The sequence below is a fragment of the Cryobacterium sp. GrIS_2_6 genome (assembly GCF_035984545.1).
Taxonomy (GTDB): domain Bacteria; phylum Actinomycetota; class Actinomycetes; order Actinomycetales; family Microbacteriaceae; genus Cryobacterium.
In genome coordinates this window covers 140527-161069 of the sequence record NZ_JAXCHP010000001.1, presented here as the reverse complement: position 1 = coordinate 161069, position 20543 = coordinate 140527, and the positions used below count along the sequence as shown (strand labels likewise).

Sequence of the window (20543 nt, the reverse complement as noted above, 5' to 3'; positions counted from 1 at the left end):
GCAGCCCGCACCCGCCGTTTCGGGCGCGGGCTACCAAAAGGGGCGCGGCACCGTCCGGCAGGCCTAGAGTTCCTGCCGCCGGAAGGCCGCGACCGCAAGCGCGACCAGTGCCGCGGCCAGCAGCAGCGCCGTGCAGACCGGCCAGAACGTTTCCACCGATTTCCCGAGCGCGAGCGAAGTCGGCACGCCGGTCAGCGCCGCCGGTGAATAGGTGCCGAGCGGCGTCCACAGCGCGGCGATCGTCACGAGCGCATACGCGCCCAGCCCGGCACCGGCCGCTCCGGCCGTGGGACTGATCACCACGGAGAGCAGCGTCATCAGGGCGACGAACAGGATACCGAACACCAGCCAGGCGAGTGACGCCGACAAGAGCGCCCCGCCGGGCGCCTCCCCGAAGACGATCGCCGTCCCGCCCCAGGTCACCAGCGTGCCCGCGACCACAAGCACGGCGAGGAACGCCGAGTGCACGATCGCCTTGGCGAGGATGAACGCGCCGCGCGACACCGGCTTGGTGAGCACGAGCACCGCGGTGCCGCTCCGCCGCTCGGAGGACACGATGCCGCCGTAGACGATGATCAGCGCGAACAGCACGATCTGGGACAGGTTCTTGATCCACCCCGTGTAGGCGTCGGCATACGTCGGGTCCGGGAGCGTGAACTGCCCGAGCTGGTCGGACGCGACCGCCCGCAGGATCTCCGGCGTGAACCGGGCCATCACCGGCCCGGTCAGCGCGAAGAACAGCACGATGCCCGGGAGCACCCAGAGTCGCCAGGTCCGCACGATCTCGAGGATCTCCTTGCGCGCGAACGCCGCGAATCCCCTCATCCGGTCCCCCCTCCGACCAGACTGACGAAGACGTCTTCGAGGCCCAGCTCACCGGCATCCATGCGGCACAGACCGGTGTGCCGGGCGGCGACCAGCACGGGGATGGCCCGGCGGGCCGCGTCCATGTCGGTGACCGTGATTTCGAGGGCACCGGTCGGGCCCACGGCAACGGATGTCGCCCACGGCTCCCGGGAGATGTCCTGCGCGAGGTCGCCCGCGGCATCCGTGACCTCGAGGATCACCTTGCGTTCGGCGTAGCGGGACGTGAGTTCCTGAATCGGGCCGTGTGCGACCACGCGACCGTGGTCGAGAATGGCGACGGTGTCGCAGACCCGCTCGACGTCGGAGAGGATATGCGTCGAGAAGAATACGGTGGTGCGCCCGCGCAGCGAGCTGAGCATGTCGAGCACGTCGCGGCGTCCCATCGGGTCGAGGGCGCTCGTCGGCTCGTCGAGGAGGAGCAGCTGCGGCGCGTTGATGAGCGCCTGGGCGACCCCGAGCCGTTGCTTCATGCCGCGGGAGTACCCGTCGATCGCGGTGGTCACGTCGGTCAGGCCGGCGAGTCCGAGAAGCATGCCGACGCGGTCATCCAGAGTGCGCCGGTCGATCGCGAAGAGCCGACCGACGAACCGGAGGAATTCCTCGCCGGTCATCCAGTCGTAGAAGCCGGGCACATCGGGCAGGAAGCCGATCCGGGCGCGGATCGAGTCGTCCACGGCCGTGACGTCGCGGCCGAGAATCTGCACGCCGCCACTCGTCGGCCGGGCGAGCCCGGTCAGCATCCGGAGCAGCGTCGTCTTCCCGGCGCCGTTCGGGCCGAGGAAGCCGAAGATCGAGCCCTCCTCGACCTCGAGATCGACATTGTCGAGCGCGCGGTGCTCGCCATAGGACTTGGTCAGGCCACGGGTGCGGATCGCGAAACTCATCGGAGACCCGCTTCCCTGTGCGGCGCGGTGCGCGTCATAACTCCGGCAAATTCTGGGGAGTGGACGTCCCCGGCCCGGAATTGCGCGGCTGTTCGCCGGCTCCGGTGGGATTTGCAGAAATTATGACGGGGCCGTAGAGCGCGTCGGCGACCGCGTCGGGGCTGATCGAGGGCGGGCGGGGCGTCGCTACCGCGTCCAGCACGGCCGGCTTCCGGGCCACGACCAGGTAGAGGATGGCGCCGAGCAGGTTGGCGAGCAGGATCACGGCCACCCACACCCACTTGTTGCCGGTGAGAACCCGATCTGCGGGCCGCCGGTACAGGTCGACCAGGGCGATGACGTCGAGGGTGACTTGGAGGACCGCGATCGCCGCGATGACGATCCACGCCCACCCGGGGAGTGACGACAGAGGCATGTTCATGACACGGAACCCTTCTTCGAGGCCGAGGCGAAGTCGCGGCGTTGTTCGGCGGCGCGACCGGTCCGGGAAACACCGACGAGCAACCCCAACGGCAGCACGAGCACGAGGCACAGTCCGATCCAGGTCGGCCACATTCCGGCGCCGCCCTGCACCGCGAAGAGGGTCTGCACCAGGCAGACGAGCGCGACGAGCGCAAGCGCAAGACTCCCGGCGGATGCGGCGACCCGGCTCCACGCCGCCCGCCGGGCCAGGTGCACCCAGGCCGCGGCGAGCAGCGGCAGCAGCACGAACCCGCTCAGCAGCAGGAGGTTGGCGGTGCGGCTCGAGTAGCCGTCCGGCTCGCCGGTGACTCCCCAGTGCGAGGGGACGGTTTCGGGCAGACCGGCCCAGGTCACGGCCGCGAGGGTGGCGAACACGACCCCGGCGAGGATCGGTGCGGCGAGGGTCGCCGCGACCGCCCACGCGGGCGCCTCGGCGAACGGTTCGTCCTCGTCGTCCGGCCGGATCAGGTGAGCACGCACGGCGAGCGCGGCGAAGTTGACCGTCCAGCCGATGCCGAGCGCCTTCGGCACGAGGATGCTCGGGTCGCGCGGGTCCCAGGACCGGCTCGCGAAGCGCTCCGACGTGGGCTGCCGGGTGTCATACGGCACGCCGAGGAACCGGCCCGCCCGGTGGGTGCGCGGCACTCCCCCGGCGGCGATGTCCCGGGGGCCGCGAGCGGCGGCATCCGTGCCCCCGTCGTGGTCGACGCCGGAGTCAAAAACTCGGTCGGTGTCGAAGTCGCCGTCGACGTCAGAGTCGCGATCATCGACCGTATATGCGCGCGCGAGCGCTTCGGGCTCTCCGAGCTCGGCCAGCACCCGGAGCACCGTGTCGTCGCTGCGATCGGATCCGTCGAGGCGATGCTCGACGTGCGCCAGCAGGTCGGCGAGCGCGTCCGCGTCGATGTCGATGCGCAGCCGCGCCGCGGCGCCGCGCAGGCGGTCGAAGTAGTCGTGGAGCAGCGCATCCGCTCCGGCAGGCGGGACGGTGTCGCCGGGTAACGGTTCGGAGTGGTCACGCACGGGTCGCGTCCTTTCCCAGAAGGTCGGTCATGTCGGCGCTCATCGCGGTCCAGACCTTCGTCATCGCAACGAAGGCCCGCTCGCCGGCGGGCGACAGCCGGTAGTACTTGCGCGGCGGGCCGACGGGCGATTCCTGCCACTCGGAGGTGATCAGGCCGGTCTTCTTCAGCCGGTTCAGCAGCGGGTACGCGGTGCCGGCGCTGATGGCGAGGCCCGGGTATTGGACCAGCCGGTCGACGATCTCGGCGCCGTATGCCTCGCCCCGGTGCAGCAACGCGAGCACGGCCAGCTCGACCACGCCCTTGCGCAACTGAGACGGAATCGCCTCGCCCTCGATCGCCATCGTCCCGCCTCGCATCCTGTACCGTGTCACACCCGGTTGCTTGTTATGCCAACTACAAGGTAACACACGTTACCGGCGCACGGCAGGCGAGTTCCTGCGGCTCTTGCACGCACGACCACTCCCCCACGCCCGCGCCGGTTCCGGCAGACCGCGCCCCCTCTCCCCCACGCCCGCGCCGGTTTCGGCAGCCCGCGCCCCCCGTTTCGGGCGCGGCCTCCCGAAACAGGCGCGAGCGCAAGCGGATGCCCGCCGACGGCTGGGTCTCGACGCCTGGCGGACGCCGCCACTTGTGCCCGCCTCGCGCCCGGGTACCCCTAGCTCTCCGGGTCGTAACCGAACTCGCGGAGCTCCTGCGCGCACCGGCACGCCACCGCGATCTTCCGCGCCCACTCGAGCGCGTCCTCCCGGGTCGGCAGCTCCAGCACGGTGAACCCGCCCGTGAGCGCGGAGCCCGGATAGAGCCGAGCTCCCGCCGACCCGTCGGCGGCAACCAGCACCGGAGCGACGCCCTCGTCGATCCCCCCGCCGAACACCCAGACGCCGGCCGCCTTCGCCTCCGCGACCACGGCATGGGAGTCGGCGACAACGTCCGGGAACTCCTCGTCGGCGACCACCATCGCGCTGCTCGGGAACGAGATGAGGTACTTGGTCATGAATCGGCGACCTCATCGGCGTCGTCCAGCCGGAAGCCGACCTTCAGCGTCACCTGGAAGTGGTGGATCACGCCGTCCTCCACGTGCCCGCGGGTGCCCACCACCTCGAACCAGTCCACGTTGCGCAGCGTGCGGGTCGCGCGCTCGAGTCCGCTGCGGATGGCCGCATCCGTTCCGTCCGGCGACGTCCCGACAATCTCCGTGACGCGGTACGTGTGATTCGTCATCGCTTGTTCCCTCCACCTTCGTGCCGAACCCGCGGCGTCCTCGCCTCGAGTGCTCCGACCATAGCCCGCGAGCACCGAGCCTTCAACGGCCACAGTCCAGCGCCGACCCACGTGGCGGCCGCGCATCCGTTCTCCCCCACGGCCGCGCCGGTTCCGCAGCCCGCGCCCCTTCTCCCCCACGCCCGCGCCGGTTTCCGCAGCCCGCGCCCGCGGTTTCGGGTGCGGCTTGCCGAAACGGGCGCGGGCACGAGAGTCCGACCTAGGCGCGGGCACGAAAGACCGGCCTAGGCGCTGGGCAGGGACTTCAGGAACCCGAGAATGGCGGCCGCGGTGATGTCCGGCTGCTGGGCCTGGGGGTAGTGGCCGGCATCGGCGACCATCACGACCGAGCCGTGGAGGGCATCCGCTACGAAACGCGCTTCGGCGGCCGGGTCCTTGAAGTCGGGGTCTTTGTCGCCCATGATGACGAGGGTGGGGGCGGTGACCGCGCTGAGCTTCGCCTCGGCGGGGTCGTGGGTGGTCTGCTGGGTGGTGAGTGAGAAGGCCTGGCCGTACGGCTTGCGCTTCAGGCTGGCGATGACCGCCGTGCGGTACTCCTCGAAATCGTCGGGCTTGCGTCCGGCGTAGAGGGTGGGCATATAGCTCTTCCACATCGGCGCGACCCAGAGCGGGGCCATCATCACGCGGAACAGCCCGCGGGTGAACACGTTCGATGGCGGGTTCCGCACGAACGGGCCAACCAGAACCAGACCGTCGACCTGGGCGGGATGCTCCGCGGCGACGATGACGGCGGCTCCGGCGGCCAGGGAGTTGCCGACGATCACCGCCGGCCGGCCGATCCGCGCGATCAGGGCCTGAATGTCGGCTGCGGTCTCGATGTCGCCGTAGGAGGAGAACGAGGTGTCGCTGTCGCCGTGCCCGCGGAGGTCGGTGGTGACCACCGAGTATCCGGCAGAGACGAGCGCCGGGGCCAGGAAGCGATAGGAGGACCGCAACTCGCCCATGCCCGGCACGAGTACGAGAAGCGGTCCGGCGCCCTGGAGGTCATAGGCGATGCGCCCCTCGGGGCGGGCGAGGTACTGGGTTGATGCGGCCGAAGCGTCAGTGGAGGAGGTCATGCAGCTACTATGCATCCCCTTTTGGCTAGTGTCAATAGCCAAATTAGAAAAGCGGATGCTGCACGCAGGCCGGTCAGGCCAGCTCGCCTCCGCGCCGGTTTGGCTATTGACACTAGCCAATAGGCGGGTCATCCTTAGCCCTATGGAAACAGCATCCGCTTTCGTTCGACGACGTGTCAGCGCCAGGGCCGGAGCACCCACCCGTGCCTAGGGTCGGGCTCACCCGCGACCGCGTGGCGGAGGAAGCGGCCGTGATGGCCGATGAAGTCGGCCTCAACTCGCTCACCCTCGCCGCACTGGCCGCGCGCCTCGGCGTTCGGCAACCGTCCCTCTATAAGCACATCGACTCGATGGCCGGCCTCCACCGCGACATCGCCGTACACGCCAAACGCGACATGGGCGAGGTGCTCGCGCGGGCCTCCGTCGGGCGCTCCGGTGCGGATGCCATTTCGGCCATGTCGCACGCCTACCGCCAGTGGGCGCTGCAGCACCCCGCGCGGTATGAGGCCGCCAACCGGATGCCCGCACCGGGCGACCTCGAGGACGAAGCCGTGTCGCTCGCGATCATTCAGCTGATCAGCGACGTGCTCACCGCGTATCACCTCGAGGGCGACGACGCCATCGACGCCATCCGCGCCTTCCGCTCCACCCTGCACGGGTTCATCTCCTTCGAAACCGGCGGGTCCTTCGCGATGAGCGCAGACATCAACCGGAGCTTCGACCGCCTGATCCACGGATTCATCGTCGCCCTGACCCAGTGGACTGACACCAGCACCCCGCAGCCCAGCCGATGAACGGTCCCGTCGCCCGGGCCGGGCGACTGGCTCGATGCCGCTAATGCGGTCGCCGCAACAAAATCGGACCCTTCGCCGTCGACGGGTCTACCACGATCCCTCCCTGCGTGATCTCCAGTTCGCCCCGGGCGACCATGCGACGTGCGGCGCGTCGGGCCGGTTCCATGAGCCCGCGCCATTCCTCGGCACCGACCTCTTTCGCCGCCTCGGAGGGGCAGATCGTGGCATCCGTCGCCCGCGCACTGAGCAGTGTCGCGATGGTCTCTTCGAGCCAGAGGTCGGTCGCGGTGACACCGTGTCCTCGGCACGTGGCCGAGCAGTACTTCACCGAATCCCAGTTGTTCGCCCACTTCGCGCGCCACTGGATGCGCCGGCCGCACGACGCGCACGTCTTGTCCGCCCGGTCACCCGCGGCGTCGGGATCGGCCGGTTTTCGCTGTCGGTGAGCCATGCTTACCATCCTGCTGGACCGAGGGTCTGGTGCGAGTCGCACACGACCGAATGGGACGAGACAGAGACGAGAATGGGACCCTTATGAATATGGAACCTCCGCGAGCGTGAACTACATCGGCGTGGACCTCGCCTGGGGCGAAGGCACGACGACCAAAACCGCCAACGAAACCGGCCTGGCGCTGATCGACGCGTCCGGAACCGTGCTCGACGCCGGCTGGGCACGCGGCATCGATGCCGTCGCCGCCTGGGTCATCACGCGAGCGGCACCCGGCGACGTGATCGCGATCGACGCGCCCCTCGTCGTCGCGAACACGACCGGCATGCGCGCCTGCGAACGCGAAGTCGCCCAGCGCTACGGCCAGTGGCAGGTCTACGCCAACCCCTCCAACCTCGGCCTCCCCTGGCTCGGCGGTGTCACCCTCCGCACGCGCCTCGAGCAGGCCGGATTCGCCTACACCGACGGCAGCAGGCCACCCCTCCCCGAGGAGGTCCAGTTCTTCGAGTGCTACCCGTACACGACCCTGGTGGGCGCGCCCGAACTCGGGTACGACGTGGAGCGCCCGCGCTACAAACGCTTCAACCCGGCGCTGCCGTCCCCCGCGGCCCGGCGCGATTTCCGCGCCGCCGAATGCGACGACCTCCTGCAGCGGATGCTGCGCCTCACCGACATCCGCCCGGCTCTCGACCTCCGGTCCCACCCGACCACAGCGACCCTGCTCGAGGAAGCCTCTCCCCTGAACGACGCCGCATACAAGCACCGCGAGGACCTCCTCGACGCCACCCTCTGCGCGTGGACCGCCGCCCTCTGGGCCCAGTTCGGCACCGAACGATGCCAGGTTCTCGGGGCGACCGACGGCCCGGATGCCGAGGGGCGCGTGCCGGTCATTATCGCGCCCGCTCGGCCCGAGCAACGCCCCGGCGGGCGGGTGGCTCGGCCCAAGCACCACTAAAGCGCGCGGTAGACGTCCGCTCGGTGGTCCACCCTGAGGATGACGACCTTGCCCTCATCCTCGAGGATGTCGTACAGCACTCGGTACGGACCACGGCGGGCGCTGTAAGAACCGGAGAGCTCTCGCTCGAGCGGTCTTCCGACGCGGCGCGGGGATTCAGCGAGATCGCCGTAGACGAACTCGACGATCGCCGGCACGATTCGCGGCGGAATGCCCTGCATATCGCGCCTGGCTGTTGGGGAGAAGATCACCTCGAAGCTCACCGCTTCGGAACGCCGAACTCGGCACGAATCTGTTCCTCGGATAGACCTTCGCCAGCGGCAACCTCAGCGCGCGCCGTCTCAACCGACTCCTTGACGCCCGGCTGCGAAAGCCAGAACAGCGTCTCCTGCAACGACTCCCATTCGTCGGCTCCGATGAGCACGGCCGCAGGCGACCCGTTCTTCGTGATCGTGATCTGCTCACGGGTCACGTTGGCGGCGTCGACGAGCTCGTTGAGCCGATTCTTCACGGCGGAGATCGGAAGGATTTGCATGGGGCCATGGTACGCCCGGATTATGGCTGCCACAAGGCTGCAATTAGAGCGCAGTGTCTTCCTCCTGGAGGCGCACGTCGACTACCTCGACAAATCCGAGGTCGAGCCCGCTCGCGAGCCCACGCCCGCGCCGGTTTCCGCAGCCCGCGCCCCCTTGACGCCACGCCCGCGCCGGTTTCGGCAGCCCGCGCCCGCCGTTTCGGGCGCGGCTTGCCGAAACGGGCGCGGGCGCCAGCCGCGGCCCAGGCGACGGCTGGCGAGAACCGTCAGAGGGCCCGGGCGCCCAGTGCGATATTGAAGCCGGCGCCGTTGCGCGCCACGCCCACCAGGAGGATGCCCGCCCATTCCAGGGCGTGCGCCATTTCCAGCCCGCCCGCGTCGAGGGGCCGCATGCCCAGGCTCTCCAGGAACGCCGCGACCTTCGCCTTCGCCTCGGCGCTGTCGCCGGCGAACAACAGGTCCACGGGCTTGTCCTCGGCCATGACGCCGCCGAAGATCGTGTTGAAGGCCTTCACCACGTCAGCGCTCTCGGGCGCGGCAGCGGCGATCTGCTCGGACACCGAGTGGCCCGGGGTCGTCACGACTCCTGTTCCGTCCGCGTTGAACGGGTTCGTGATGTCGACGAGGATCTTGCCGGCCAGCGCCTCGCCGTAGTGCGTGACAACATCCACCGCGCCGGCGTAGAGCACGGCCAGGATGACGATGTCACCGGCCGGCCGCGCACCGAAGGTGCCGACAATCGCTCCGTTGCCGATCTGCTCCGCGAGCGCCTGCGCCTGGGCGGCGTTGCGGCTCATGAGCTCGACGGTGTGGCCGTGCCGGGCCGCTCGGGTGCCGATGGCGGTGGCCATGTTGCCCGAGCCGATGATGGTGATAGTGGTCATGGTGTCTCTTCCAATCGCCGCGCCGATGCTATGTACACCGATCTGCGTACCTAACCTAACGGGCGGATGCGCGGCGCGTCAACCTATGCACACCGATCGGTACCAGCTGGGCTACGCTGGGCGTATGACGGAATTGGAGAAGGGTCCCCGCGGCCTGCGCAGCGGCCGGGGCGCCCGAGAGCGCCTCCTCAGCGCGTCGCAGCAGTTGTTCCCCGATCAGGGCATCAACTGCACCGGCGTGGACCAGATCTGCGCGGTGGCCGGGGTGTCCAAGCGCACGCTGTACCAGCACTTCACCGGCAAGGACGAGCTGGTCGCCGAGTACCTGCGCCGCTTCGACCCCGACATCATGCCCGAGATCTTCGACAGCGCCGACCTCACCCCCCGCGAACGCCTCCTCGCCGTCTTCGACATCCACCCGCCCCTGTGTCCGTTCATCGGGGCGGCCGTCGAGATCCAGGACCCGGGCAATCCCGCCCGCGTCCTCGCCCGCGACCACAAGAAGGCATTTGCGGCGCGGCTCGCCGAAGCGGCCCGCGAGGCCGGCGCCCCCGACCCCGAAGGGCTCGGTGAGCAACTGGCACTACTCCTGGACGGCGCCTCGGCCCGCGGCCGAGTCCTCGACGCCGACGCCTTCGCCACCGCCGCGGCTATCGCCGTTGTCCTCATCGACAACGCCCTCCCCCTCGCCATACGATGAACCCCTGACTCGTCATTTCCCTGACCAGAGGCAAAATCACAAATGAATCGTCTGATGAAACGAGTCTCGATAGCCTTCACGGTTCCGGAAGTCGTCGGGCTTCTCGCCGCGATCGTGCTCACGGTGATCGAAGGCGTGAAGTAGCGCGTGCGCGAGGAACAGGGACTCGACCCGCTCTACGCACCCGACTGGGTCGCCGCGTCCACCTACGCGGGGCTGTGGATGTTCGTCCTGACCGTGATCGCCCTCGCGGTCACGGGCAGTGTCGCGTTGGTGCAGCGTCGACGCCGGCACCCCAAAGCTTGAACCTGCCAGGCGGTTCGTCGACGCACAGGACCGAAGGTTAAGACCGGGCTATTCGCCGCGGGACGTTGCCGCCCCGGATTCGGCATGCTCACCGACGCGTTCGGCGTGACCTGGATCTTCGACGTGGCCGCCGCGTACACCGCCTAACCGCCGGTAGAGCAGCTGCGGCGCGCTCAGGTCGGTGCCGCAGCGCGCGACCCGAGAATGCCCGCTCACGGATGTCGGCCGCAGCCGATACAGTCGGCTCAGGTTCACGAGCGACAACTTTCAGTACCTGGCTGGTTGTCCGGCAACCCCGTCCATCGACAGGGGTGCCCCAGGGGAAGAACCGGCCCACCGGCATCCGCTGGCGGGCAAGTCGATGGAGGCACGGCCTCCGGGAGGGGCAGCCATGCCTGAGCAGGACCACGGCACCAGCAACGTCATCGATTTCGCCGAGCGGCGCACCGCGCTCGATAGCAAACGCAATCGGGAGATGTACGCGGGATACGGCAGGTGGAAGGCGGAAATCCGGTGGGAGCGTGAGGCCGCGGTCGCCGAGGCCTACGTCCAGAGCCGTCAGGAGGATGGCGGCATCCGCTCGGTCGGTCGAGGCCGGCACACCTGGCATGAGATCCCGCAGGAGCGCCGCACCGACTGGCGGCGCGTGCAGTGCGGTATCGCGCCGAAGGCCCTCGGCGACCTGCGGGTCGAGCCGCGCTGGAGCGAAGACACGGACCTGGACTGGGTGCGTGTGGCACTGGGCTTCGAAGACAGCGGATTCACTCCCACCCAGTACTTCCGGTTGCGGCAGGCCCTGCACGCCGGACTCCTCGTTCCGGACGCCGCGCCGAAGCTCGGCACCGCACGGCGCCGGCGGCAGCTGAAAGCGACTCCCGTGTTGCGGCCGCATCCGCTCGTCACGATGGAGGCCACCCCGCGCAGCTCCGTTCGTGTGCTGATCGAGGCGAGCGACTGGGCGCCATGGCTTGGCCTGGTCCGCTCGGGCCTGACGCCGGTGGCCGCCGTCCGGCAGCTGCTCGGCCCGCCGCAGCCCTGACGTCGGAGGAGCTGTGTGGCGACCCTATTCAGCCGACCTGAGAGAATGGGACGATCATGAGGACTCTCCTGAACATCATCTGGTTCGTGCTCTCGGGCTTCTGGCTGTTCCTCGGCTACATGCTGGCCGCGCTCATCATGTTCGTGCTCATCATCACCATCCCCTGGGGAATCGCCGCCGCCCGCATCGGCGTCTACGCGCTCTGGCCGTTCGGCAAGACCGTCATCTCCACGCCGAACGCCGGTCTCGGGTCCTTCCTCGGCAACGTGCTCTGGGTGGTGCTGGTCGGCTGGTGGATCGCCCTGACCCACCTCACCACCGGCATCGCGCTCTGCATCACGATCATCGGCATCCCAATGGGAATCGCCAACTTCAAGCTGATCCCGGTCGCGCTCCTGCCGCTCGGCAAGGAGATCGTCGACCTGCCGTAGGTGCGTCATTGAGCCCGGGATACCCGGCTTCCACCGCAGGCGGATACTGCGGAGTCTTACGGTTAGACGATCACCAGCTCCGCTCCGAGCACGGCGTGGGTGATGAGGCGGTCAAGGGCTCGTACATCGACGGCTTTGCCGACCTTGATCTTGATGTGGCCGGCGCGCGTCCACAGCTCAATTTCCCCGTTGATGTCGAGCGAACCGGCGTTCTCCGACGACCACATGTTCACGCTGGAGTACGGAAGCGAGTACATCTCGACTTTCTTGCCTGTTATTCCCTGGGCATCCCGCACGATGAGCCGTTTCGTGGTGAAGATAGCGCTGTCGCGGAACGTCTTGTAGGCGGCGACCGCCTTCTCCCCTGGAACCAGCAGGGCTTCCACGTCGGCCGGAATGGGGACCTCGGAAACAAAGGTCCAGGTCGTGATTGCAGCGGCTTCCATGAGTATCCTTTGGGTCGAGTTTTACCTCATCGAAACGGATGTGGCATCGACACTCTATTGCGCCCTCACCGGGAGTTGCTCCTCACTAGCGACCTCCTGCGCCGTGTCGGGCAGGCCGGCAAGTGGGGCCCTACCTCACCCGCCACCGTCGCTAAGGTGCGGGTCAGGCTACCGACATGCCGATTAGTGCCGTCCCGACCGCTCCGTTCGAGACCAGGGCCTGGGCATCCATGGTGAGCGAGGTCGAAGCGGTTCAGGTGGCAGCTTGGCCTCCTCCCCCACAGCCAGGGCGTCGTCGGCGAGTGCGGTGTTGATGTCCTCGCCCGCAGCCCGGATCACGTCGGCGACCAGGGTGTAGAGCAGCACGAAGTGGTAACGCGCGTTGAGGCTAAAGTGGCGACGCGAGTCAAGGGTCATCTGGTCGCCACCGCTGTTGGCGTGGACGACGATCGATCCGCGGTTGGGGATGACGGCGAGGCCGAGCTGCACGTTCAGGGAGGGGCGACCTCGACGATTTTGTCGACGCCGTCCGGCGCGATCGCCCGAATCCGGCCGAGGATGTCCGGCCAGAACTAAATCAAGAAATCCGCAGGCCGTGGCCGGCACCTAGGGCCAAGAAAAGCGCCTCCGGCCTGCAGAATGTCTTCGCGCGGGTCGATATAGTGAGCGGTGGGGGGCTTCACCATGAATAGATTCTTTGGAACACCAGCGGGGGTACAAGTTGGCCAGTTCTTCATCGACCGCCGCGAACTGCACGAAGCATTCGTCCACCGCCCAACGCAAGCTGGCATCAGCGGAACGAAGTCGGAAGGTTCCGACTCGATCGTCATTTCTGGCGGTTACGTCGACGACGAAGACCACGGCGACTACATCATCTACTCCGGACACGGCGGCAAAGACCCCAACAGTCCGCGTCAAATCATGGATCAGTCGCAGGATGCTTCGGGCAATGCAGGTCTCATCACGAGCCACGCCGCGGCTCTGCCCGTTCGCGTCGTCCGAGGAAAACACAAGGGTTCTCCGTTTGCCCCACCCGCGGGCTACATCTACTCCGGGCTCTATTTGGTCACCCAGTGGTGGATGGAGCTCGGTCGGGATGGTTTTCAGATCATTCGCTTCCGACTCGAACGGATCGATGAACAAGTTCCGCTTGAACCGCAAGCTTTGAACGTGCCCGACCCAGAATTCGCCACGACAATCGTGTCCCGTCGGATTCGGGACTCACAGCTGGCACGTGAGGTGAAGAAGCTCTACGACTACGAGTGTCAGGTCTGCGAGCAGTCAATCCCCACGTCGGGCAATGCCTCCTACGCCGAAGGCGCTCACGTCAGGCCCTTGGGCCGACCTCACCTTGGTCATGATGTCCTGAGCAACATCCTGTGCCTCTGCCCGAATCACCACACTCAGTTTGATCTGGGTGGGTTAATTCTGACGGACGAGATGGAGGCCATTGAAACGCGCACAATGACTCCGATTGCCAACCTGGCCTTTCGTAAGCATCACGTCGTCGCACCCTCGAACGCCGGATACCATCGAGCCCTTTGGCTGGGAGCACGTGGCCTGGCGAGCGATATGCGTCTTCTGAAGCCGTCTGCCTAGGGCCAACAAAGATCGTGGCCACGCCCGGAGGCGTGCTTACGATGCTGCGTTTGTTAACCCTGCGGAAGCTGCCGTGAGCTGCGCGAGCGCGTACTTCCAGGCGACCCGCTCCTGCTCCAGGCGCACGTTCCCCTCGGAACGGATGCGCTCCAGTACTCGCCGCTCCCCCGCCGTCAGCGTCGCATAGGTACCAGCCGCCGGCTTGGGCTCGGGCACCCAGAGATCGCGATAGGCCTCCAGGGTCTCCTCGTCCATGAGCACGCTTGTGACATTGGTGCAGCCCGAGCGCAGCGCATGCAGGATGGCGAAACCGTCCGAGTCGAGGTCGCCCCAGTAGATGATGCGGCCCGCTTGGATCCAGGGGATGCCGCTGAGGCGCGGAGCCGCATAGCCGCCGCCGTGCACGACGACGGCTCTTGGCAGCTCAGGCATCGCGAACACAGTTTCCAAGTTCTCGAAGACGAACACAACGCTCGGCGCAATGTCGAGCGCGGCGAGCTCCTCCACCGGGGCAATCACGTCGCACAGTCCCCCGGGGCGCATCGCCGGGTCGAGGAACCGCACGCGAACCATGGTTGGCGCGTCGAGCAGCCCGAGGGACACGCGACCACTAACCGCGGCGTGCAGACTCTCGACGACCGCCCGGTGCCCCTCGAGCCATTTCGTGTCGATCCCGCGAATCGGCAGCTGCCGGATACGCCATCCCGATGCCGGATGTTCAGCCAGCCACGCCACGACCAGCAGCAGTGTGGCGAAGTCCGTCTCCGCCAGCTGCTGCAGCGTGCGAGCGTGCGTGCGAATCGCTGCGGCGAGGGCGCCAGTCGACGCCGCCCGATCGGCGAACGCAACGCGAATAAGTGCGGCGCGTTCGCGCAGCACCCGCCAGTCTCGGCTGGCGGCAGTGCCGGCGAACGCCGCGATCGCATCCGCGCCCCGGAGCACGCACCGCTCTGGCACGTTCTGTGCTCCGATTCGCGACCACTGGCGCACTCCCCAGGTGACCTTGACCGTGGCGCCAGTAGCGTCGGCGGCCTGCCACGCGCGGACCCAAGCGATGGCGGCCCCCTGGTCGTCAAGTGCTGCCCGCTCCGTGGGCGGGTGAAGCAAGATCTCTAGCCGGGCATCCTCCCCGCCGAAGGCTGCCCAGTCGCGCTGGTCGGACATAGCCTTCTTCAGCGCACGTGCCCGAGCGTCGTCGACGGTCACCATGCCGCGGGGAGCGGCCATCAGGCATCCTCGTCGTCGCGGTAGACCACAGCGGCCGTGCGCGAATCCCGGCGGGAGACGTTCGTGATCGACGTGATACCACCCACATACGGCTCGATCGTCTGCAGCAGTTTCTCCGGGGTCGCCAGGATCATGTGGAATCCGAACTCCACAAACACGTCCATCGCCATCCGCGTGTACCGACTATCGGCCTTATCAAAGGCCTCATCGAGAATGATCGTGGCGTACGACGGCAGTTCATCTTCATCGGCCGCGAGCTGGTAGCGAAGGGCGGCGGCCAGGCAGAAGATCACGAGTTTCTGGCGCTGCCCGCCCGAGAGCCCTGCGCTCGAATCGTGCACGTTCATGACCCGTCCAGCCAGGTCTATTTCGCTCGCCATGAACGTGACGTGTTGGCGCGTGTCGAGGCACCGGCGACTCCAGGCCACGTCGGCATTGTCGCTAGAGGCAAGGCGTTTCATGAGCCGGTTGAGCACGGCGAATCGCAGTTCGGCTGCGGCGAGGGTGTCATCGCCCCACGCTCCGTCGACGACGGTCTTGAGGTCGGCCATGAACTGCAGAACTTCGGGAGTTCGCCGGGTTTTGACGTCTATACGCAGGTGGCGCTCCACATCGAAGCGCGAGCGCCCGAGCGAGAAATTGACGGGTTCGATGCGATCAGCGACCAGTTTCGGGGCATCACGGATGTCCGAGGCCAGGAGACCGATCAGGTCGCGCGACTTGTCCCGCAGCAGTTTGAGGAAGTTGGCCTCATGCTCGGGCAGCCCGCGCTCGATGATGCCCGCGAGGAGCGCACGGTAGCCGGCGCGATCGTCGATGGAAATGGTCAGGTCCCCCGATGCCGCGGGCCACGTCGCCCTGAACACTATGGCGCCAGCGCCGAAGTCGGATTCCGCGCGCCGGAGCAGGCCCTGGGCGGTGCTCGACTCCTTGTGCAGCGCATCGCTAACCTTGCGGCCGATTTCGCCGATGTTGCCGCGGTCGATCTTGCGCTGCACTGTTCTGTAGCGCGTCTCGAGCGCAGCGATGTCGGCCTCGCTGAGCTGGGCATCCTGCGCCCGCCCTTCGAGCTCGTGGATGAGCTGGTTCACCTCATGCACGACCGCAGCGACCCGGCTGAGCTCAAGGGCCTTCGCCCGAGCCTCTTTCTCGGAGGCGTCAAAGCCTGCACGCGCCTGCGTCTCAGATTCGAGAGCGTCTTGCAGCTCCAGGTTGTCTGTCGTCAGGACCTCTAGCTGGCGGTGGCGCACCCGGACCAGCTCGTCGGCCGCGGACCGGTCGAACTCGGACCATTCCCGGTCCAGAACCTGCGCGAACACTATGCGCCGCTTGGTCGCGGCGTCGCGATCGGCCTGCGCCCTCGTAAGCCTGCCACCGAACTTTTGGTGACGCAGCTCGGCGTCTCGCCGATGCGCGAGCAGCAGCTCGATCTTGGCTTCGTTGTCCGCTCCGAGGATCCAGTGCGAGCGATCGTCAATGCGATGACGGTCATTCTTTTCATAGCGGCGGGCCGACTTCTTGATCTGCCCACCGATAGTCACCCCTCGATCGACCCGGTCAAGATCATCGGGGTGGTCGACGCAGGCAAAATCGAACTCAGCAGCCGTGCGCGAGAGCAGCCAATCGTGGAATTGCCCGTCACTGACGCGGATGCGGTGCAGCAGCGACGTGGCGGTGCGGGCGGCGCGAGGTGCATCGGCGATCGCTGGAACGGCCTCGAAAACAAGTCGGGCCTCAAGGTTGCGGGCCTCTACGCGTCGACGCACCTCGGGCAGGTAGTCGTCGCGCACCAGGAGCGCGCTGGCGAGCGGATATAGCACCCGTTCGATCGCGCCGCTCCACTCGCCGAATTGGGGCAGCACCTCGATCAGCTCACCGGCGAAGGGCAATGCCACCTCGGTCACTCCGAGCTCCATGGCCAGCATCCTGCGGGCACGCAGGAGCTCGGCCGGCAGGTTACTCTGGCGATTGCTCAGCTCTTTCAGCTCACCATCGATCGCCTTGAGGTCACGACCAGCCGCGGAATACTTCTCGTTGTCACTGTGCTCGTGGGCAGCCTCCGGAGGTGACGCCAGCAGCACACGCCGGGACGACTCCTGGAATTCAGCGAACTCCTCTCCGTTCTGCGGCACCGGGTCAACGCCCACGCCCTTCAAATCCCCCGCGAATCGGGCCCATTGCCGCGCCGTGTTACCGGCGGCCGCAGTGGCGGCGGTCACTCGATCTTGGGCCTGCGCTGCTTCATCACCGCCGAGCTGCAGGGACCGCCGCTCGGCGGCCCGCAGCATGTCCGCGACGGCGTCTCGCGCGGCATCCGCTCGCTGGGATTCCTCGGCGGCACGGGCCTGCTGCGCACGCAACAACCCGCGCTCATCCCCAGCCAATCGCAACGTCAGCTGGGCCTGGAACGGGTCGATCAGCGCGCTGAGTCGTTCGGCCTCTGCGGCCATCGCCGCCGCTGACTCGTAGTCGGCGATGGACTTCTCGAGACCGGTCAGGTGATCGGCTTGCTTGCGCAGTTCCACCACGTGCTTGTGAGCCTCGTTGAGCTCGCCGAACTGTTCCACGGCGTTCTTGGCCCGGGCGAAGGTGGCCGGTTCGTCGAGCATGAAGTCACGGAACAGCTGGTCGAGGCTGCCGAGGTTCTTCGCCGACTGGGTCTTGTGCAGCAGGTGCAGCGCGTTCAGGCTGTCGATACCGAGCAGGCGCCGCAGCTTAGCGTAGAACGGGGCGTGTGATCCGGTGGTCGTCACCACCGCGGCCGGCCAGGCGCTCTTGATGCGGCGGGCTTCGATTCCGGATGCGACATGCTCGCGGAAATCCAGCAGGCTCACGTCGACCCGGTCGATGAAACAGGCATCCTTCAGGTCGGCCTTATCGACGCTCGCCCCGCGCAGGTGGAACAGACGCGCCAGGGTGATCGGGGCATCCTTTTCGTTTTCGAAGCGCAGCAGGATGCCGCTCCAGGTCGCGGTCTTGCGCAGATAGGTGCTGACCGCGCGGTCGAGGGTCTCGTCGGCCTCTTTGCTCCAGGCCCCGCGCACGTAGCTGACCAGAGTACGGTCGTCGTTGCGGCTCGTGGAGTCCTGGGCGGCGGCGTTAAAGCGCAGCCACCTGTCGGGGGTGAGCACTGTGCCGATCGCGTCGAGCAGCGAGGACTTGCCCGAGCCGGATGCCCCGGTTAACAGATGCCCCTTGCGGGCCACATCGATGCGGTGGTGCCCGTCGAAGGTGCCCCAGTTGAGCAGTTCGACCCGGGCGAGGCGCCACTGGCCCACGTGGATCGGCCCGTTGGCGGCCGGCCGGCCGTCGGTGCCCTGCTCATCGTCGAGGCCCGTCATCTCGAGCATTGTCATGAAGTCCTCTCCTCGATCGAGTCATCCGTGGCGTCATCTGCGCCATCGACGTCAGCATCGCCGAACCCACCGACATGCGGGTTAGAAGCCGAATCAGCAAGAACGGCCCCGCCGCCCTCGGCGATCCGCCAGTACTCACCGCTGATCGCCGCGATCTGCTCGGCGTCCACGATCAGCCGCAGCACCGGCGAGATCTCGGCCCGATCCTCGGCGCCGGCTTGGTGAATCACCCGCAGCGTGTTCTTCATCTTGAGCCAGGTGGAATTCAGCCGCTTGTTGAAGTCACTCTCGTCGCGGTCTACGGTCCGGTACACGCGCAGCTGCTCGAAGACATCCTCTTGCCCCACGATCACCCGGCCGTCGCCCTCGCCGGCCAGCAGCATCTGCCGCAACACGAGCAGCATCGCCGTGTCGAGAAAAGTGAGTGCCGCGGTGCGCACGGTGATCGGCACCTTGAATTCGGTGGTGCTCACGTTGCGCACGAACGCGAACTCGCCGACCCGGTCGAGGACCAGCTCCAGGAATAGTTCGTGCAGGCGCGAACGGATGGCTACCTCGTCGGCCAGCAGCGCCGACCACAGCGCGGGGGCCTTCACGCCCGACAGATAGGGGCCCTTGATCAGCTCAAGCAACGCCCGCCGCGTCTGCTCGCCGATCACGCCGGTGTCTCCCGTCCAGAGTGCGGTGGCGGAGGCGGCATCCGTGTCGGTGCTGGTGCTGGTCTCGGTGCCGAACTCGGTCAAAGCAGTCTCCCTGTGAAGCGGTAGATCGGAATATCGGCAGCCCGTGCCGTCTCATCGGCGCCCTGCCAGCGCACGGTCTCGACGCCGTCGCCGGTGGCGCCCTGGGTGGCGGCGAGGGTAAGCAGTCCCACGACGCTTGCAACGCCCTGGCTGGCCGGGTGCCGCTCGAGTACCTCACGCACCGTGCACTGCGGCACCTCGGCGAGTACCGCGTTCACGTTGCCGATGAGCTCGCCGAAGTCGATCTCGGTGGCGCGGGCGAGGGCGCGCAGGGCCTCGAGGTCGGCGGTTCCGGCCACGTGCTCGACGATCGGTGCGCTGGCGTCGAGGTCGGCGGGGTCGTGCAGCCGGATGGCGCCCACGCTACCAAGGGCCACCGCGGAGAGCTCGAGGTGCAGGGTTGTCGGCTGGTAGGGCTTGGCGTGCGCAGATGCCTCGACGCCGGCGGCCAGCGCCGTACGCAATAGCCCGCGCAATACCCGGTCGCGCTGGTAGTCCTGGGACTGCACGTAGCGGCGCAGCCCGCGGGCGAACGCGGTGATGACCTCGTGGATCTCGCCGCTGTGGTCTTTGAGCGTGCCGATGAAAAGGCGAAGAAACCGACGCTGGGCGTTGGTGAGCTCACCAGCGAAATCGCGCGCCAACACGCGCTCGATGTCGTCGTCAAACGCGGCGCCCACGGCGGGGTCGAGCACGAGCGCGGAGAAGCCGGCGAAGCTGCGACCCTCGTCGGAGTCGCCGATCAGGTCGACGCCGCGGAATACTTCGTCGAGCACGGTGCGCTGGGTGTCGTCGGACTCGACGATGCGGGCGCGCAGGTCGCGGTTGAGGGACTCGAACTCGGCGCGCACCCGGGCGAAGTCGGACGGTATTTCTTCGGCCTGGGCGAGGATGTCCCGCACTCGCTCGAGCGCTCGGGTTTGGTCGAGGGTGTCGAGGTCGCCGGCGTGGATGCGCTCGATCTGCGCGTCGAGGCGGTCGCGTTGCGCGTGCAGCTGTTCAAGCCGGCGGGTGGCGTCAGGGTCCGTCTCGACAGCCAGCTGGCCCAACTGGGCGCCGATGCTGGCCAGGCGGGACTCGGTGACCGTCTGCCGGGGAGCGTTGAGTTGCTCTAGAAAACGGATAGCGCCCAGCGCGCCCAAGGCCAGCTCAAACGTCTCGCGGCGCGCTTCCTCGGCCGGGCGGCGGGTGAGGAAACCCGCCTTGCGCCACTCGGCGCAGTACCCCTGAGCGCTCTGCGGTAGCTCCATCCCGTGCGCGCGCAGCGCCTCGAGGTCGTGGTCAAGGCGCTCGTAGAGCTCATCGGTACCAAGCCGCCGGCTCTCACCGCCGAGATGCTCGCTGAGTAGAGCCGCGATCACGGGGGCGTTGTCGGCTCGGAGGAGCCGCCAGGTAGCATCCGTCTCGACAAGGTGTTTTAGCGCGTGGGTCTGACTCAGAGCGGACACGCGTCAAGCTCCTTCGGCTCGGGCAATTGGGCGCAGGCAACGAAGCCCCCCGAAA

25 protein-coding genes and 1 riboswitch are annotated in these 20543 nt (G+C 67.5%); of the genes, 7 read left to right on the top strand and 18 right to left on the bottom strand.

Going from position 1 to position 20543, the window contains the following annotated elements; translation table 11 throughout:
* Positions 1–63: 63 nt before the first annotated feature.
* The 8 genes from RCH22_RS00810 to RCH22_RS00775 all read right to left on the bottom strand — a co-directional run bounded on the left by RCH22_RS00810 (position 64) and on the right by RCH22_RS00775 (position 5577).
* On the bottom strand, positions 64–825 hold the full coding sequence (locus RCH22_RS00810; protein WP_327012432.1) for an ABC transporter permease: 762 nt from the start codon (positions 823–825) through the stop codon (positions 64–66).
* Positions 822–1751, bottom strand: coding sequence for an ABC transporter ATP-binding protein (locus RCH22_RS00805; RefSeq protein ID WP_327012431.1), 930 nt, complete (start codon positions 1749–1751; stop codon positions 822–824). The genes RCH22_RS00810 and RCH22_RS00805 overlap by 4 nt, the downstream gene beginning before the upstream one ends.
* A 34-nt stretch (positions 1752–1785) precedes the next feature.
* Entirely contained in the window at positions 1786–2172 is a 387-nt protein-coding gene (locus RCH22_RS00800; RefSeq protein WP_327012430.1) for a PLD nuclease N-terminal domain-containing protein, read from the bottom strand.
* A complete protein-coding gene (locus RCH22_RS00795) occupies positions 2169–3236 on the bottom strand; it encodes a DUF1648 domain-containing protein (RefSeq protein WP_327012429.1) in 1068 nt (355 codons plus the stop codon). Before RCH22_RS00795 ends, RCH22_RS00800 begins: the two co-directional genes overlap by 4 nt.
* On the bottom strand, positions 3229–3579 hold the full coding sequence (locus RCH22_RS00790) for a PadR family transcriptional regulator (RefSeq protein WP_327012428.1): 351 nt from the start codon (positions 3577–3579) through the stop codon (positions 3229–3231). Before RCH22_RS00790 ends, RCH22_RS00795 begins: the two co-directional genes overlap by 8 nt.
* Positions 3580–3893: 314 nt before the next feature.
* Positions 3894–4232: a transcription initiation protein gene (locus RCH22_RS00785; RefSeq protein ID WP_327012427.1), complete on the bottom strand. Its 339-nt coding sequence runs from the start codon at positions 4230–4232 to the stop codon at positions 3894–3896.
* On the bottom strand, positions 4229–4459 hold the full coding sequence (locus RCH22_RS00780; protein WP_134445971.1) for a dodecin: 231 nt from the start codon (positions 4457–4459) through the stop codon (positions 4229–4231). Before RCH22_RS00780 ends, RCH22_RS00785 begins: the two co-directional genes overlap by 4 nt.
* A gap of 284 nt (positions 4460–4743) precedes the next feature.
* A complete protein-coding gene (locus tag RCH22_RS00775; protein ID WP_327012426.1) occupies positions 4744–5577 on the bottom strand; it encodes an alpha/beta hydrolase in 834 nt (277 codons plus the stop codon).
* 203 nt (positions 5578–5780) lie between these two features.
* On the opposite strand from RCH22_RS00775, the gene RCH22_RS00770 reads away from it, so the two are divergent.
* The gene (locus tag RCH22_RS00770) at positions 5781–6371 is read left to right on the top strand and encodes a TetR-like C-terminal domain-containing protein (protein ID WP_327012425.1); all 591 of its coding nucleotides are present in this window, start codon (positions 5781–5783) and stop codon (positions 6369–6371) included.
* Between the two features lie 40 nt (positions 6372–6411).
* On the opposite strand, the gene RCH22_RS00765 is transcribed toward RCH22_RS00770, so the two are convergent.
* Entirely contained in the window at positions 6412–6822 is a 411-nt protein-coding gene (locus RCH22_RS00765; protein WP_327012424.1) for a DUF2256 and DUF3253 domain-containing protein, read from the bottom strand.
* Positions 6823–6928: 106 nt separating this feature from the next.
* Between RCH22_RS00765 and RCH22_RS00760 the strand changes: the two genes are divergently transcribed.
* Positions 6929–7774 (top strand): DUF429 domain-containing protein, encoded by an 846-nt coding sequence (locus tag RCH22_RS00760; protein ID WP_327012423.1) that lies wholly within the window; start codon positions 6929–6931, stop codon positions 7772–7774.
* On the opposite strand, the gene RCH22_RS00755 is transcribed toward RCH22_RS00760, so the two are convergent.
* The 3 genes from RCH22_RS00755 to RCH22_RS00745 all read right to left on the bottom strand — a co-directional run bounded on the left by RCH22_RS00755 (position 7771) and on the right by RCH22_RS00745 (position 9193).
* Complete coding sequence (locus tag RCH22_RS00755) at positions 7771–8037, bottom strand: type II toxin-antitoxin system RelE/ParE family toxin (RefSeq protein ID WP_327012422.1); 267 nt, start codon at positions 8035–8037, stop codon at positions 7771–7773. The genes RCH22_RS00760 and RCH22_RS00755 overlap by 4 nt on opposite strands.
* A complete protein-coding gene (locus RCH22_RS00750; RefSeq protein ID WP_327012421.1) occupies positions 8034–8309 on the bottom strand; it encodes a type II toxin-antitoxin system Phd/YefM family antitoxin in 276 nt (91 codons plus the stop codon). The genes RCH22_RS00755 and RCH22_RS00750 overlap by 4 nt, the downstream gene beginning before the upstream one ends.
* Positions 8310–8575: 266 nt before the next feature.
* On the bottom strand, positions 8576–9193 hold the full coding sequence (locus RCH22_RS00745) for an NAD(P)-binding domain-containing protein (RefSeq protein WP_327012420.1): 618 nt from the start codon (positions 9191–9193) through the stop codon (positions 8576–8578).
* Positions 9194–9317: 124 nt separating this feature from the next.
* Here RCH22_RS00745 and RCH22_RS00740 point away from each other — a divergent pair, with 124 nt between their 5' ends.
* The 4 genes from RCH22_RS00740 (at position 9318) to RCH22_RS00725 (ending at position 11669) form a co-directional block, all read left to right on the top strand.
* Positions 9318–9893, top strand: coding sequence for a TetR/AcrR family transcriptional regulator (locus RCH22_RS00740; RefSeq protein WP_327012419.1), 576 nt, complete (start codon positions 9318–9320; stop codon positions 9891–9893).
* A 147-nt stretch (positions 9894–10040) separates the two neighbouring features.
* Positions 10041–10199, top strand: a complete 159-nt coding sequence (locus RCH22_RS00735) for a hypothetical protein (RefSeq protein WP_327012418.1) — start codon at positions 10041–10043, stop codon at positions 10197–10199.
* Between the two features lie 249 nt (positions 10200–10448).
* Positions 10449–10565, top strand: a riboswitch (SAM riboswitch).
* A 25-nt stretch (positions 10566–10590) separates the two neighbouring features.
* Entirely contained in the window at positions 10591–11238 is a 648-nt protein-coding gene (locus tag RCH22_RS00730) for a hypothetical protein (protein WP_327012417.1), read from the top strand.
* 56 nt (positions 11239–11294) lie between these two features.
* The gene (locus RCH22_RS00725) at positions 11295–11669 is read left to right on the top strand and encodes a YccF domain-containing protein (RefSeq protein ID WP_327012416.1); all 375 of its coding nucleotides are present in this window, start codon (positions 11295–11297) and stop codon (positions 11667–11669) included.
* A gap of 62 nt (positions 11670–11731) precedes the next feature.
* Here the strand turns inward: RCH22_RS00725 and RCH22_RS00720 are convergent, their stop codons facing one another.
* Positions 11732–12115 carry a PH domain-containing protein gene (locus tag RCH22_RS00720; RefSeq protein ID WP_327012415.1) on the bottom strand — a complete coding sequence of 128 codons (384 nt, stop codon included), beginning with the start codon at positions 12113–12115 and terminating at the stop codon, positions 11732–11734.
* Between the two features lie 183 nt (positions 12116–12298).
* Entirely contained in the window at positions 12299–12604 is a 306-nt protein-coding gene (locus tag RCH22_RS00715; protein ID WP_327012414.1) for a hypothetical protein, read from the bottom strand.
* Between the two features lie 195 nt (positions 12605–12799).
* On the opposite strand from RCH22_RS00715, the gene RCH22_RS00710 reads away from it, so the two are divergent.
* Complete coding sequence (locus tag RCH22_RS00710; protein ID WP_327012413.1) at positions 12800–13714, top strand: YDG/SRA domain-containing protein; 915 nt, start codon at positions 12800–12802, stop codon at positions 13712–13714.
* 36 nt (positions 13715–13750) lie between these two features.
* On the opposite strand, the gene RCH22_RS00705 is transcribed toward RCH22_RS00710, so the two are convergent.
* From RCH22_RS00705 to RCH22_RS00690, 4 genes are read right to left on the bottom strand one after another with little or no spacing between them, the layout of a single operon-like run.
* A complete protein-coding gene (locus RCH22_RS00705) occupies positions 13751–14941 on the bottom strand; it encodes a Wadjet anti-phage system protein JetD domain-containing protein (protein ID WP_327012412.1) in 1191 nt (396 codons plus the stop codon).
* Entirely contained in the window at positions 14941–18297 is a 3357-nt protein-coding gene (locus RCH22_RS00700; RefSeq protein WP_327012411.1) for an ATP-binding protein, read from the bottom strand. The genes RCH22_RS00705 and RCH22_RS00700 overlap by 1 nt, the downstream gene beginning before the upstream one ends.
* On the bottom strand, positions 18294–19040 hold the full coding sequence (locus RCH22_RS00695; RefSeq protein WP_327012410.1) for a DUF4194 domain-containing protein: 747 nt from the start codon (positions 19038–19040) through the stop codon (positions 18294–18296). Before RCH22_RS00695 ends, RCH22_RS00700 begins: the two co-directional genes overlap by 4 nt.
* Positions 19037–20488, bottom strand: coding sequence for a DUF3375 domain-containing protein (locus RCH22_RS00690; protein WP_327012409.1), 1452 nt, complete (start codon positions 20486–20488; stop codon positions 19037–19039). Before RCH22_RS00690 ends, RCH22_RS00695 begins: the two co-directional genes overlap by 4 nt.
* Between the last annotated feature and the right edge of the window lie 55 nt (positions 20489–20543).